At 71.0% G+C, this 12,056-nt stretch carries 10 protein-coding genes and 1 tRNA gene; 4 read left to right on the forward strand and 7 right to left on the reverse strand.

Features of this window, described 5'->3' with window-relative positions; all coding sequences use genetic code 11:
* Positions 1–10: 10 nt before the first annotated feature.
* The 4 genes from ACFSKW_RS00765 to fdh all read right to left on the reverse strand — a co-directional run bounded on the left by ACFSKW_RS00765 (position 11) and on the right by fdh (position 5,067).
* A tRNA-Sec gene (locus ACFSKW_RS00765) sits at positions 11–103 on the reverse strand.
* A gap of 50 nt (positions 104–153) precedes the next feature.
* On the reverse strand, positions 154–1,059 hold the full coding sequence (nrfD, locus tag ACFSKW_RS00770) for an NrfD/PsrC family molybdoenzyme membrane anchor subunit (protein WP_379568002.1): 906 nt from the start codon (positions 1,057–1,059) through the stop codon (positions 154–156).
* 14 nt (positions 1,060–1,073) lie between these two features.
* Positions 1,074–1,895 (reverse strand): 4Fe-4S dicluster domain-containing protein, encoded by an 822-nt coding sequence (locus ACFSKW_RS00775; RefSeq protein ID WP_379568004.1) that lies wholly within the window; start codon positions 1,893–1,895, stop codon positions 1,074–1,076.
* Positions 1,885–5,067 (reverse strand): formate dehydrogenase, encoded by a 3,183-nt coding sequence (fdh, locus tag ACFSKW_RS00780; RefSeq protein WP_379568006.1) that lies wholly within the window; start codon positions 5,065–5,067, stop codon positions 1,885–1,887. The genes ACFSKW_RS00775 and fdh overlap by 11 nt, the downstream gene beginning before the upstream one ends.
* 375 nt (positions 5,068–5,442) lie before the next feature.
* Here fdh and ACFSKW_RS00785 point away from each other — a divergent pair, with 375 nt between their 5' ends.
* The 3 genes from ACFSKW_RS00785 to ACFSKW_RS00795 all read left to right on the forward strand — a co-directional run bounded on the left by ACFSKW_RS00785 (position 5,443) and on the right by ACFSKW_RS00795 (position 8,000).
* The gene (locus ACFSKW_RS00785; protein ID WP_435192454.1) at positions 5,443–7,050 is read left to right on the forward strand and encodes an ATP-binding cassette domain-containing protein; all 1,608 of its coding nucleotides are present in this window, start codon (positions 5,443–5,445) and stop codon (positions 7,048–7,050) included.
* A gap of 195 nt (positions 7,051–7,245) precedes the next feature.
* Positions 7,246–7,698 (forward strand): hypothetical protein, encoded by a 453-nt coding sequence (locus ACFSKW_RS00790; RefSeq protein ID WP_379568010.1) that lies wholly within the window; start codon positions 7,246–7,248, stop codon positions 7,696–7,698.
* Complete coding sequence (locus ACFSKW_RS00795; protein ID WP_379568012.1) at positions 7,695–8,000, forward strand: transcriptional regulator; 306 nt, start codon at positions 7,695–7,697, stop codon at positions 7,998–8,000. The genes ACFSKW_RS00790 and ACFSKW_RS00795 overlap by 4 nt, the downstream gene beginning before the upstream one ends.
* A 19-nt stretch (positions 8,001–8,019) precedes the next feature.
* Here ACFSKW_RS00795 and ACFSKW_RS00800 read toward each other — a convergent pair whose 3' ends face one another.
* The 3 genes from ACFSKW_RS00800 to ACFSKW_RS00810 form a co-directional block, all read right to left on the reverse strand.
* Positions 8,020–8,577: an SIS domain-containing protein gene (locus ACFSKW_RS00800; RefSeq protein ID WP_379568013.1), complete on the reverse strand. Its 558-nt coding sequence runs from the start codon at positions 8,575–8,577 to the stop codon at positions 8,020–8,022.
* A gap of 124 nt (positions 8,578–8,701) precedes the next feature.
* Positions 8,702–9,637: a class I SAM-dependent methyltransferase gene (locus ACFSKW_RS00805; protein WP_379568015.1), complete on the reverse strand. Its 936-nt coding sequence runs from the start codon at positions 9,635–9,637 to the stop codon at positions 8,702–8,704.
* Positions 9,638–10,063: 426 nt separating this feature from the next.
* Positions 10,064–10,696 carry a TetR/AcrR family transcriptional regulator gene (locus ACFSKW_RS00810; RefSeq protein ID WP_379568017.1) on the reverse strand — a complete coding sequence of 211 codons (633 nt, stop codon included), beginning with the start codon at positions 10,694–10,696 and terminating at the stop codon, positions 10,064–10,066.
* A gap of 74 nt (positions 10,697–10,770) precedes the next feature.
* Between ACFSKW_RS00810 and ACFSKW_RS00815 the strand changes: the two genes are divergently transcribed.
* Positions 10,771–11,595: an alpha/beta fold hydrolase gene (locus tag ACFSKW_RS00815; RefSeq protein WP_379568019.1), complete on the forward strand. Its 825-nt coding sequence runs from the start codon at positions 10,771–10,773 to the stop codon at positions 11,593–11,595.
* Positions 11,596–12,056: the final 461 nt, after the last annotated feature.

Below are 12,056 nucleotides of genomic sequence, written 5' to 3' on the forward strand. Positions count from 1 at the left end.
GAAAATAGAACGGAGGCGGACGGGAATCGAACCCGCCAGGCCGAGGACCTCGGCCTCGTCGGTTTTGAAGACCGCGGGGGCCACCAGGCGCCCTCACGCCTCCAAGCAAGAACCTACCCCGCGGCGGGGCGGTGACCGCGGCGGCACACGCCGTCACCGTCCATCGGCGGCTCCGTCGTCGAGGCGCCGCCTCTGGGGCACGACCGTGTACTTCGGGTCGGCTGCCGATGCCCTACCCGCTTCCAGGATGCCGAAGCGGGTGCACAGGGCGCCGGCCGTAAGGGCGAGGCCGGACAGCACGCTGAGCGTACGGCCGCGCCCGGCGGCCGCGGCGAACAGCCCGCCGCAGACCGTCAGCGCGCGGGCCGAGCGCATCAGGCGGCCCGCCCTCCCCAGCCGGTACGGCTCGCCCGCCGGCCCCAGCCTGCGCTCCATCACCGCGGCCGCGGCGGTCTCCATGACGGCCCCGAGCATCGCCACCGCACGGGCGGGCCGCTGCTCCGCGCGGGGCGCCGCCAGCATGCCCAGCGCCCCCGCGCCGGCCAGCGCGCTCCCGGCGAACAGGAACGGCAGCTCCCTGTACGCCTCGTGCCAGGCGGGCACGGCGGTGTCGGCGACCAGGACGGCGGTGTAGGTGGCGGTCAGCGGACCCGTCACTCCCGTGGCGAGGGCCGCGGCGTCGCCCACGAGGGGCAGGACCCCCGTCAACTCGGACGAGGCGGCGACCGCCGACAGCCCTCCCTGGGCGGCCAGGATCCAGGAGCCCACGCTCATCGGCGAGGTCGGCTTGAACACACGCAACATGTTGAGGAACCGTTCGGGCCTGCCCAGCTCGGCCGCCAGGAGGCCGGAACCGGTGATCGCCCCGAGTGCCGCCGCGAGCCGGGCGGTGCGCGCGAGCCGGTGGTGCCCGGTGAACCCCGCCATCACGGCCATCACCGACGAGGCACCGGACAGACCGCCCAGGTAGAGATAGGTGGGCATGTGTGGTTCATGCCAGATCGGAGGCTTGATCACCGGCCGGCCGTAGTACGACCGGAACTCGGCCTCCTGCACCATCGCCCGCTCCCGCGTCACCGTCGGCCCCCGTTGGGGGACGCCGCGAAGGCCACTGCCACCACCCCTGCCAAGGACAGCGCCGCAGCCCCCGCCCAGCGCCACATGGACGGCAGGTCGCGGGTGGTCACCACGGGATCCGGCGGCAGGCCGTACACCTCCGGCTCGTCCAGCAGCAGGAAGAACGCCCCCGCGCCGCCCACCCCGTCGTCGGGGCTCTCGCCGTACAGCCGGGCCTCGGTGCGTCCCTCGGCGTGCAGCCGCTCCAGCCTGCCCTCGGCCCGCTCCCGGAGCTCGTCGAGCGGGCCGAACTGGATCGAGTCAGTCGGGCACGCCTTGGCGCACGCCGGTTCGAGGCCCCCGCGCTGCCGGTCGTAGCACATCGTGCACTTCCAGGCCCGCCCGTCGTCCTCCCTGCGGTCGATCACGCCGAACGGGCAGGCAGGCACGCAGTAGCCGCAGCCGTTGCAGATGTCCTCCTGCACCACCACCGTGCCGAACTCGGTCCTGAACAGCGCGCCGGTCGGGCACACGTCCAGGCAGGCGGCGTGGGTGCAGTGCTTGCACACGTCCGACGACATCAGCCAGCGGTCCACGCCGCCGTCGTCCACGCCGCTGTCGTCCCCGCCGCCGTTCGTCCGCACGGGGCGCGACTGCTCGATGAAGGCCACGTGGCGCCAGGTGCTCGCCCCGAGCCGCCCGGTGTTGTCGTAGGAGGTCGCCTCGAACACGAACCCGTCGTCGGGCAGCTGGTTCCACTCCTTGCAGGCCACCTCGCAGGCCTTGCAGCCGATACAGACGCTCGTGTCGGTGAAGAACCCCATCCGCTCAGCCACCATCGCGGTAGACCTCCAGCAGGTCGAGCATCGCCCGGCCCCTCGGGCGCCTTCCGGGCAGCACGTCGCAGGTCACGGCCTTGCCCTCCTGGATGTAGACGTTCGGGTCGAGCACCAGCGGCAGCAGGTCGTTGGTGACGTCGCCGGTCACCAGGCCGCCGCCGCCCCACCCCCAGTGGTAGGGCATGCCGATCTGGTGGACAGTCCTGCCCTGGATCCGCAGCGGCCGGACCCGGCCGGTGACCAGCACCCTGGCCTCGATCACGGTACGGCTGGTCACGATCGTGGCCCAGTCGCCGTTGACCAGCCCGAGCTCGGCGGCGAGCTGCGGGGACACCTCACAGAACAGCGCGGGCTGCAGCTCGGCGAGGTAGGCCAGCGGCCGGCTCATGGCGCCCGCCGTGTGGTGCTCGGTGAGCCGGTAGGTGGTCAGCACGTACGGATAGCGGGGCGACTCCGGCGGGTTGTAGGGGCTTTCCGGACGCGCGTAGATCCGGCGCGCGGGGTTGGCCCGCTGGCCGTACAGCGGGTTGGCGACCGGCGACTCGTGCGGCTCGTAGTGGGTGGGCAGCGGTCCGTCGGCCAGGCCCGCCGGCACGTACAGCCAGCCTTTCCCGTCGGACTGCATGACGAACGGGTCGGTCCCGGCCAGCGCGGCCTCGGCCCTGGCGCCCTCGGGCGGCACGTAGTCAGGCGGCTTGTTCCGCTCGAAGTCGGGCACGTCGTGCCCGGTCCACTCGCCGCGCTCCGCGTCCCACCACACGTACGCCTTGCGCTCGCTCCACGGGCGGCCTTGCGGATCGGCGGAGGCGCGGTTGTAGAGGATCCGCCGGTTGGCCGGCCAGGCCCAGCCCCATTCGGGTGCCACGGGCGTCTGTTCCCGGCCCGGCCTGCGCCGGGCGGCCTGGTTGACCTCGTCGGCGTAGACGCCGCAGTAGATCCAGCAGCCGCACGCGGTCGACCCGTCGGGCCTGAGCTGGCTGAAGGACGACAGCGCCCTGCCGTCGGGGCCGACGCCGTTGATCTCCCGCAGCACGGCCGCCGCCGAGGGGTCCCTGTGCTCGCCGACCTCGGGGTAGTCCCACGTCAGCTCGCGCACCGGCCGGTCGATCTCGTCCCCGGTCAGCCGCTCCCTGACGAGTCTGCCGAGGTGGTAGTAGAACCACAGGTCGCTGCGGCAGTCGCCGGGCGGGTCGAGCGCCTTCTCCCTCCACTGCAGGAGCCGCTGCGTGTTGGTGAAGGTGCCCTCCTTCTCCACGTGGCTCGCGGCCGGGAGGAAGAACACCTCGGTGCCGATGTCCTCGGTGCGCATCTCGCCGGTCTCGAGTTCCGGACCGTCCTTCCAGAACGTGGCCGTCTCCACCAACGTCAGGTCGCGCACCACCAGCCAGTCGAGGTTGGCCAGGCCGAGCCGCTGGGCGCGGCCGCCGGAGGAGCCGACCGCGGGGTTCTCCCCCACCACGAAGAAGCCCTTCACCGTCCCGTCGATCTGGCCCATCACGGTGGTGTAGTGGCTGTGGTCGCCGGTCAGGCGCGGCAGGTGGTCGAAGCAGAAGTCGTTCTCCTCGGTGGCCGCCTCTCCCCACCAGGCCTTGAGCAGGCTCACCATGTAGGAGCGCCGGTTGCCCCAGAAGCCGGTGTCGCCGCCCTCGCGCTCCAGGTAGTCGTCCAGAGCTTCGTGCCGGTGGGCGTGGGGCATGGCCAGGTAGCCCGGCAGGATGTTGAACAGCGTCGGGATGTCGGTCGAGCCCTGGATGCTCGCGTGTCCCCGCAGCGCCAGGATGCCGCCGCCGGGACGGCCCACGTTCCCCAGCAGCAGTTGGAGGATGGCCGCGGTCCTGATGTACTGCGCGCCGACCGTGTGCTGCGTCCAGCCGACGGAGTACACCCATGCCGTGGTGCGTTCCCTGCCGGAGTTGGCGGTGATCGCGTCGGCGAGTTCGGCGAAGTCCTCCGGCGAGATGCCGCACAGCTGCTCCACCATCTCCGGGGTGTAACGGGCGAAATGCCGCTTCAGGACCCGGTAGACGCAGCGCGGGTGGCGCAGCGTCGGGTCCGTCGGCGGGCTGGGGTGCGCGGCGGCGCCGCTGGAGCCGTAGCGGTCGGCCCCCGCGGCCCTCGCGTGGTGCAGTCCGCCCTCCAGGGTCTCGCCCGGCGCGTGCTCGCCCGTGCCCTCGTACGACCAGCTCGCCGGGTCGTACGAGCGCGTCTCGGGATCGAAGCCGGAGAACAGCCCGTCGAGATCCTCGGTGTCCTGGAAGTCCTCGGACACGAGGGTGGCGGCGTTGGTGTAGGCCAGCACGTACTCGCGGAAGTCGAGCTCGTTGCCGAGGACGTGGTTGATCAGGGCGCCGAGCAGCACGATGTCGCTACCCGCGCGGATCGGCAGGTGGCGGTCGGCCAGCGCGCTGGTCCGGGTGAAGCGCGGATCCACGTGGAAGACCTTCGCCCCCCGTGCCTTGGCCTCCACCACCCACTGGAAGCCCACAGGGTGGCATTCGGCCATGTTGGAGCCCTGGATGACGATGCAGTCCGCACCCGCCAGGTCCTGCTGGAAGGTGGTCGCGCCGCCACGCCCGAAGCTGGTCCCCAGACCGGGGACGGTGGAGGAGTGTCAAATGCGCGCCTGGTTCTCCACCTGGATCGCGCCGAGGGCGGTGTAGAGCTTCTTCATCAGGTAGTTCTCTTCGTTGTCGAGCGTCGCCCCGCCCAGACCGGCGATGCCCAGCGTGCGGCGCACGACCTTGCCCTCAGAGGTCTGCTGCCAGGTCTCCCGTCGCGTCCTCAGCACCCGCTCGGCGATCATCTCCATCGCGGTGCCGAGATCCAGCCGCTCCCACTGCGTGCCGTACGGCCTGCGGTACAGCACGTGGGTCTGGCGGCCCGGATGGGTGACGAGCTGCTTGCTGGCCGAGCCCTTGGGGCACAGCCGCCCGCGCGAGATGGGCGAGTCGGGGTCGCCCTCGATCTGGCTGACGCGGCCGTCCTTGACGTAGACGAGCTGGCCGCAGCCCACCGCGCAGTACGGGCAGATCGAGCGGGCGACCGTGTCCGCCTCCTCGGTGCGCGGCCTCAGAGCGTCGGTCCGCGCCGAGCGCACGGCATCGCTCCTGCCGTCCTCTCCCTTGAGTTGCCGGAGCACCGGCCACCGAGAGAGCCATCCCCGACCTGCCATAATGCGAATCCTGCCCTGATCCGTCCGGCCTAACCGCCCAGCGCCGCCTGCCGCGGCCTGCGTTCTCGGCGAGGGCCCTCGTGGGAGCCGCTCGGCCGGCTCGTCGAGCACCTTGTCGACGGACGGGAGGGCAGGTCGTGAGGGTGTGTAGCATGAGGCGCATGTATCGAGGTGTTGGCTCCCTGAAGCTCCGCCGTCGCGCCTGACGGCGCGGCACTGAGCTCTCTTCTCGTGTGTCCGCCGTCCCGGTAGTCGTACCGGGCGGCTTCTTCGTGCTGCCCGGTTCCGGAGCGAACTGTGGAGCACACTGTGAAGGCATCACCCTCACGCGGTCGGCCTGCGTCCAGCCGGTCGACGCAAGAACTTCTCTCTGAACTGAGTACGACCGGTCGCCTGCCGGCCGGGACCAGCGCTCACGTCCGCGCCCGCGAGATACGGGTCGTCCTCGGCGGGCGACCTGTGCTGTCCGACGTCACCGTGACGGTCTCGCACCGGTCGCGGACGGCCGTCGTGGGTGAGAACGGCCGGGGCAAGACGACGCTGCTGCGCGTCCTGGCCGGCGACCTCGCGCCCGACGACGGCGCCGTCGAACGCGTGGGCACATCGGGGGTGGTCCATCAGTCGCTCCGTGCCCATGCGGGAGAGAGCGTCGGCACCCTGGTCGCCGAGTCGGTGCGCCTGCCGCACCTGGCTCTGCGCGCGCTGGACCTTGCCGCCGCGGGTCTGGAAAGGGGCGACGAGGGTGCAGATGATCTCTACGCGACCGCCCTCGACGCCGCGACGCGCCTCGATGCGTGGGACGCGGAACGTCGGGTCGACATCGCCCTCGAAGGGCTCGACGCGTGCACGGACCGTGACAGGAAGCTCGCCACGTTGTCCGTCGGCGAGCGTTATCGCGTGCGCCTGGCATGCGTGCTCGGCGGGAGCCACGACGTCCTCCTGCTGGACGAGCCGACCAACCATCTGGACGCCGACGGTCTGGACTTCCTGACCTCCCACCTGCGATCACGGGCAGGCGGTTTGGCGATCGTCTCCCACGACCGTGCCCTGCTGCGCGAGGTGGCCGAGGAGTTCCTCGACCTGGACCCGAGCGAGGACGGCCGTGCTCGCGTGTTCGCCGGAGGGTACGGCGGCTGGCAGGAGGGCCGCCGACGGGAACGGGAGCGGTGGATACAGGAATACGAGGCCCAGCAGGCGGAGCACGCCAGGCTGACCCAGGCTGTGCAGGAGGCTCGCAACCGGCTCACCACAGGGTGGCGGCCGGACAAGGGCACGGGAAAGCACCAGCGCCAGTCGCACGCCCCAGGGGTCGTCCAAGGCCTGAGGCGCAGGCAAGAGGTCCTGGAGGCGCACCGGGTGAGCGTGCCGCAGCCGCCGCAGTCGTTGCGGTGGCCACAGCTGCGGACGCGCCGTGGCATGCCGATCCTGCGGTGCGACGAGGTGACGGTCGAGGGACGGCTGCGCGCGCTGATCTCATGGGACCTGGACGGCGGCGACCGGATCCTCGTCACCGGCCCGAACGGCGCCGGCAAGTCGACGCTGCTCGGCGTCCTGGCCGGCCACATCACCCCGTCGACCGGGGCGGTACGCCGCTCCGCCGGCACCGCCATCGCCTACCTGTCGCAGGAAGTGCCCCCGTGGCCGGTCGATCTGCACGCGCACGAGGTGTACCGCAGGCACACCGCGAAGCTCGTCACACAGGGTGAGGTGGCCGAGACCGACCTTCTCCCGCTCGGGAGCACGGGACTGCTGGACCGTGAGGCGCTCCGCACGCCGGTGGGGCGGATGTCCCAGGGGCAGCAGCGCCGTCTGCATCTGGCGCTGTGCCTGGCCGAGCGGCCCGACCTGCTGATCCTCGACGAACCCACGAACCACCTGTCATCGCTGCTCGTCGACGAGCTCACCGACGCGCTGCGAACCACGCCGGCGGCCGTCGTCGTGATCCCTCCCCCCTGCCCCCTGCGACCTCGAGGGCGGTACTGACCGCCTCGTCGAGGCCGCAGGACAGGAAGGTGACCGCCGCGTCGCCGGGCGCGTCACCGAGGTGGTGCGTGAGGACGAACAGCGGGCCGAGCCGGTCGGCTCGTCCCTGTCTGTCAGACGGGGCCGGAGCGCACTGTTTCCATAGAGGAAAGTCAAGTGTTGACAACACGGAAAGTCTGGTCGACCCTTTCCAGTATGGAAACAAACGAGAACGTCGACCGCCCCTCTCCCCTTGAGGCCGCCGCGGCACTGGACGCGGCCAGACAGGCACGCGCGGCGGGCAACACGCCGATCCAAGGCTGGTTCTTCCCCGTCATCAGCCTGCTGGTGGCAGGCATCATGGTGGCGCAGATGCTGGCGGACACCACCCCTCTCGTCACGATCGCGCTGCTGGCTGTCATCGGCGCCGGCTGGTGGCTCACCGAACGCCTGTACTCCAGGCAGGTCGACAGGGCGGGGATCGCGCCTCGCGAGCTCACGCTGCGCCGGCAACTGGTTCTGGCGGCGCCGCTGCCCGCGCTCTGGATCGCCGCCGAGCTACTCGACCACAGGGGGAACTGGGTCTGGGTGGCCGCGGCGCTCCTGTCCATGGGCTGGATCATCGGATACGGGATCGTCCACAACCGGCGGGCGCGGACCTCGGCATGAAGGTGATCGACAGGGCCGAGGACGGCTTCGACGCCACGATCCACGCGCCGAACCGGCTGCGGATCTGCGCCCTGCTGGAGGCGGCCGAAAAGGTCGAGTTCGGCGTGGTCCGCGAGCGGCTCGGCGTCAGCGACTCGGTGCTGAGCAAGCACGTCAGCGTTCTGATGGACGCCGGGTATGTGGAGCAGATCAAGGCCGTGCGCGACACCAGGCAGCGGGTCTGGCTCGCGCTCACCAAGACCGGCAGGGCCGCCTACCAGGCGCACGTCGCCGCCCTGCGCGCCATCGTCGGGGAGACCTGACGAGCGGGGGACGGCTCGCTCACTCCATGTTGGTGTGCCTGGCGCGCATCGCCTCGCGCGTGGCGCCCGTCAACGTGCTGAGCTTCAGCACCATCACCTCGAACAGCACGAACAGCGCGCCTTCGTAGACCGAGCCCATCGGCAGGACGGACGTCCGTCTTTCGCCCTGGTCGCTGGCCATGGTCTGCGCCGGGATCACGATCGCCAGATCGGCGAGCTCGGCCGCGCTGCTCTCAGCCTCGGCCGTCAGCAGCAGGTTCGTCGCGCCCGCCGCCTTCGCCGTCCGCATCAGCGCCAGCACCGTGGCGGTTTCGCCGGGGCCGGAGGTGACGAGGAAGACGTCGCCGTGGCCCAGCGCCGGCATGGTCATGTCGCCGATCACCGCCACAGGCAGGCCGAGATGGAAGAGGCGCATCGCGAAGCCCTGGATCTGCAGCGCCTCCCTGCCGCAGCCGTAGACGCCGACCGTCGTCGCGTCGGCGATCAGCCGGCACGCGGCGTCGACCTGCCGCTCGTCCAGCTTCGCGAGCACGGCGCCAAGCTCGTCGAGCGCGGCGCGGAAGAGGTTGTCGCCCATGACAGCTCCGCCATCAGCCCCTGGTTCGGCGATAGAAGTCCTTGGATACCCGATACCGCCGGTCCTAGACGGCGCCGTCCTTCCCGCCGCTCACGGCCGGGCGGAAGACGCCGATCCACGACCCTCAGCCTGCCGACCGAGGCCGGGTGATCCGCTTGCGGGTCCACCGGACGGCGCGCTGGACGACGGGCCCGGCCAGGCTGATCTCACCCGTCGCCTTCCGTAGCGCCTGCACGGCGGTTCTGGACTCGGTCACGGTCTTCTTCAGCTCCGCCGAGGTGCGCTGGAGTTCGGCGCTCAGCCGTTCCAGTTCCGCCAGGTCGCCGCCGCCCGCGGCGGGCTTCGGCTTCTTCCGCTGGTTGACGCGCACGAGCTGACGCTCGCCGAGCACGTCGACGGTGTGCCACAGGTCGGGGACGGTGCCGAGCCACGCGAGCATGCGCGTCCGGACAGGGGCGGGATCGCCCCACGTGGCGTAGAGCTTCTGGGTGCTGACGCAGATCGGCTCCAGCCCCAGCGCGGAGACGGCCTCCCAGACCGCCAGGGCGACGCCCGGCGTGTGCTCGCTCCGGTAGTCGTCGAACGCGACGACTCCGTCCTCGCGCAGGACCGTCCTGGCCGCCAGCACGTCCTGCTTGACGTGCGCGTACAGGTGTGACGCGTCGACATGGACGAACCTGCAGGACCCGGGCTTGACGTGGTCGAGGATCTCCGAGGTCGGCCCGTGCACGATCCGCGGCAGAGTGGCGTGCACGCTGAGGTAGTTGTCCTCGAACTTCCGCCGGGTGAGCGTGGAGTACGACTTGCTGGTCTCGGCGTCGTTGTCGGCGTCGGGCGCGTCCGACTCGAACAGGTCGCAGACGGTGAACGTTTCCCCTTGCCGTAGATGCCCGCCGATCAGGACCGCGCTCTTGCCCAGGTAGGTCCCGAGCTCGAGAAGGTCTCCCTGATCGCCCGCCGACAGGAACCACTCGAACAGGCGCCGGTCGGTCGGCCAGAACCATCCGGGAATCCGATCCACCGCCGGGGCGAGGTCTGCTGTTGCCGTAGGTTCGGACATGGCCGGACGCTAACAGCCCCCGATCCCGGTGCTGAAGGGGGTTTGCCGCATCGCCATCCGGGCGTCGCCGAGAATTCGGCCGGACGACCCGGTCGCCTACGTCTCCGCGACCCCGGCCTGCCGTACGCCACGGACCGTGACCCGGCGTTCCCCCAACCGCGTCTTCGGCCGGCTTCCCCCGACCTCTTCCTCTTCACCGCGCTCACCGGCCTCGTCCGGCTGATGACGTGGCCACCTCCAGAACGCCGAGCCCGCTTGTTCGGGCAGGTTCACCCGCGGGGCGCGGCGAGCCGGTCGGCGGCCGGGCCTGACCCGGTGGACGCGCGCTGGGATTCGTATCAGGTGTCGCCCGCCCATGTTCCAGCTCCATGAGACCGTCGGCAGGTAGGCGGGACTCCTCCTCGGTGAACGACGGGGATGCCTCGTTCAGGTCGGCGCAGGTCCGGCCAGCAGGCGCGCGAGGAAGTCCTCGACCGCGCGTTCCGCCTCCTCCGTCTTCCCCGTCCGTGCCACCAGCAATGCCATCTCGTTGACCGCCGCCAGCAGCATGTGCGCGTACAGATCCAGATGGTCGCCCGGAACGGCCCCGGTGGCCCGAAGCGCCCCCTTGAGCATGCCGAAGGCGTGCCGGGCCTCGACCTCGCGCCATTTCTCCCAGCCGAGCACCGAGGGCGCGTCGATGAGAACGATCCTCTGGATCACCGGGTCGCCGGCCAGGCGGACCCATGCCAGGACGCCCAGGCGCAGCGCCTCGGCCGCGCCGCCCGCCCCCGCCCCGACCGCGCCGGCTGTCCCCGTCGCCGCCCCGGCCGCGCCGTCCGCCCTTGTCACCGCCTCGGCGATCTCGCGGCCGACCCTCTCCTCCACGGCCTCGAGGACCGCCTCGAACAGGGCGTCCTTGCCCGCGTAGTGGTGGTAGAGCGCACCTCTGCTCAGGGCCGATTCGTGCAGGACCATCTCGATCGAGGTGCCGTCGTAGCCGTGCTCGGCGAACAGGCGGGTGGCGATGGCCAGGACCCTGTCGCGGGTGGCGGCGCCGCGCTCTGCCTTGAGGTTCATGCGAACACTCTAGACATACCGACTATCAGTCGGTTATTTTCTAGACCGACAGTCGGTATGCAATCGGAGGAACGATGAGAACGCCGCATGGAATCTCCTACGTCGACGAAGGCCGCGGGCCGGTCGCCCTGTTCGTGCACGGCCTGGGCACCAACGCGAGCCTGTGGGCCAACGTCATCGCCGAACTCCGCGCCGAGCGCAGATGCGTGGCCTTCGACCTGCCCCTCCACGGACAGAGCGAGGCGAGAGACGACCTGTCGCTCCCCGCGCTCGCCGAGCTGATCGAGGAGGTCTGCGCGGACCTCGACCTCGGGACGGTCGACCTCGTCGCCAACGACACCGGCGGCGCCATCGCGCAGGTCTTCGCGGTCAGGCATCCCGAACGGCTGCGCACGTTCACGCTGACGAACTGCGACGTGCACGACAATCTGCCGCCCGAGACGTTCAAGCCCACGGTCGAGCTCGCCGCGCAGGGACAGCTCGCCCCGCTCACCGCCCAACTGCTCGACCAGCCCGAGCTCGTGGCGCAGAGCGCCTTCGGCACGAGCTACGAACGCATCGACGATCCCGCCGCACTGGTCGACCGGTTCCTCCGGCCGATCTTCGGCGACCCCGAACGCGGCCGCGCTTTCGAACGGTTCGTGGCGGGGCTGGACGCCAAGGACCTCATCGCCATCGAACCCGGGCTGGCCGCGCTCACCGTGCCCACATTGGTGGTGTGGGGCACCGACGACGCGTTCTTCGAGCTGCGGTGGGCGGCATGGCTGCGTGACACCATTCCGGGGGTCAGGAAGGTCGCGGAGATCGAGGGCGGCAGGCTGTTCTTCGTGGACGAGCGGGCGGGCGAGCTCGTGCCGCACCTACGGGAACACTTCGCCTCGGTCCCCCAGCACAGCTGACCACCCCCGCACCGACCTCCAGCCGTCACACCTCTACCTCCACCCCCGACTCCACCCGGTGACATCCCCCACGCGGGCTCCACTCCCACAGCAACCAACCAACCCCACGCAGGCCTTCACCTCCAGCACAACCGACCCCGCGGCCAGAGGTCTTCAGCACGGCCGGCCATCGCACGGGGCCGGGCCTTCAGCGCCGACCGACCACCACATGCCCTCCCTCCGCACGACCGGCCACCGCTGGCGCCGAGGGAGGGCCGGGCCGGTGGAGCCACCGCCGGTCTGCACCTCGGGCCCCGAGCCGTGGCGCGCGGGATCTCTGGATCGTGACCGGTTCCGCAGACCGGACGTCAACGCACGCGCCCGTCACGGGGTTTCGGCACGGCCCCGTGTTTCCCTCGTGAAGGGGTGCGGGCGCTTCCCTCGCGAAGGGGTGCGGGCGCTTCCCTCGCGAAGGGGTGCGG

The organism is Nonomuraea mangrovi (assembly GCF_042681425.1).
Classification (GTDB): Bacteria; Actinomycetota; Actinomycetes; order Streptosporangiales; family Streptosporangiaceae; genus Nonomuraea; species Nonomuraea mangrovi.

Excerpts from the sequence above, each read along its gene's own strand:
- nrfD (WP_379568002.1), bottom strand. The coding sequence starts at position 1,059 with ATGGTGCAGGAGGCCGAGTTCCGGTCGTACTACGGCCGGCCGGTGATC.
- ACFSKW_RS00775 (WP_379568004.1), bottom strand. The coding sequence starts at position 1,895 with ATGGTGGCTGAGCGGATGGGGTTCTTCACCGACACGAGCGTCTGTATC.
- ACFSKW_RS00790 (WP_379568010.1), top strand. The coding sequence starts at position 7,246 with ATGGAAACAAACGAGAACGTCGACCGCCCCTCTCCCCTTGAGGCCGCC.
- ACFSKW_RS00795 (WP_379568012.1), top strand. The coding sequence starts at position 7,695 with ATGAAGGTGATCGACAGGGCCGAGGACGGCTTCGACGCCACGATCCAC.
- ACFSKW_RS00800 (WP_379568013.1), bottom strand. The coding sequence starts at position 8,577 with ATGGGCGACAACCTCTTCCGCGCCGCGCTCGACGAGCTTGGCGCCGTG.
- ACFSKW_RS00805 (WP_379568015.1), bottom strand. The coding sequence starts at position 9,637 with ATGTCCGAACCTACGGCAACAGCAGACCTCGCCCCGGCGGTGGATCGG.
- ACFSKW_RS00810 (WP_379568017.1), bottom strand. The coding sequence starts at position 10,696 with ATGAACCTCAAGGCAGAGCGCGGCGCCGCCACCCGCGACAGGGTCCTG.
- ACFSKW_RS00815 (WP_379568019.1), top strand. The coding sequence starts at position 10,771 with ATGAGAACGCCGCATGGAATCTCCTACGTCGACGAAGGCCGCGGGCCG.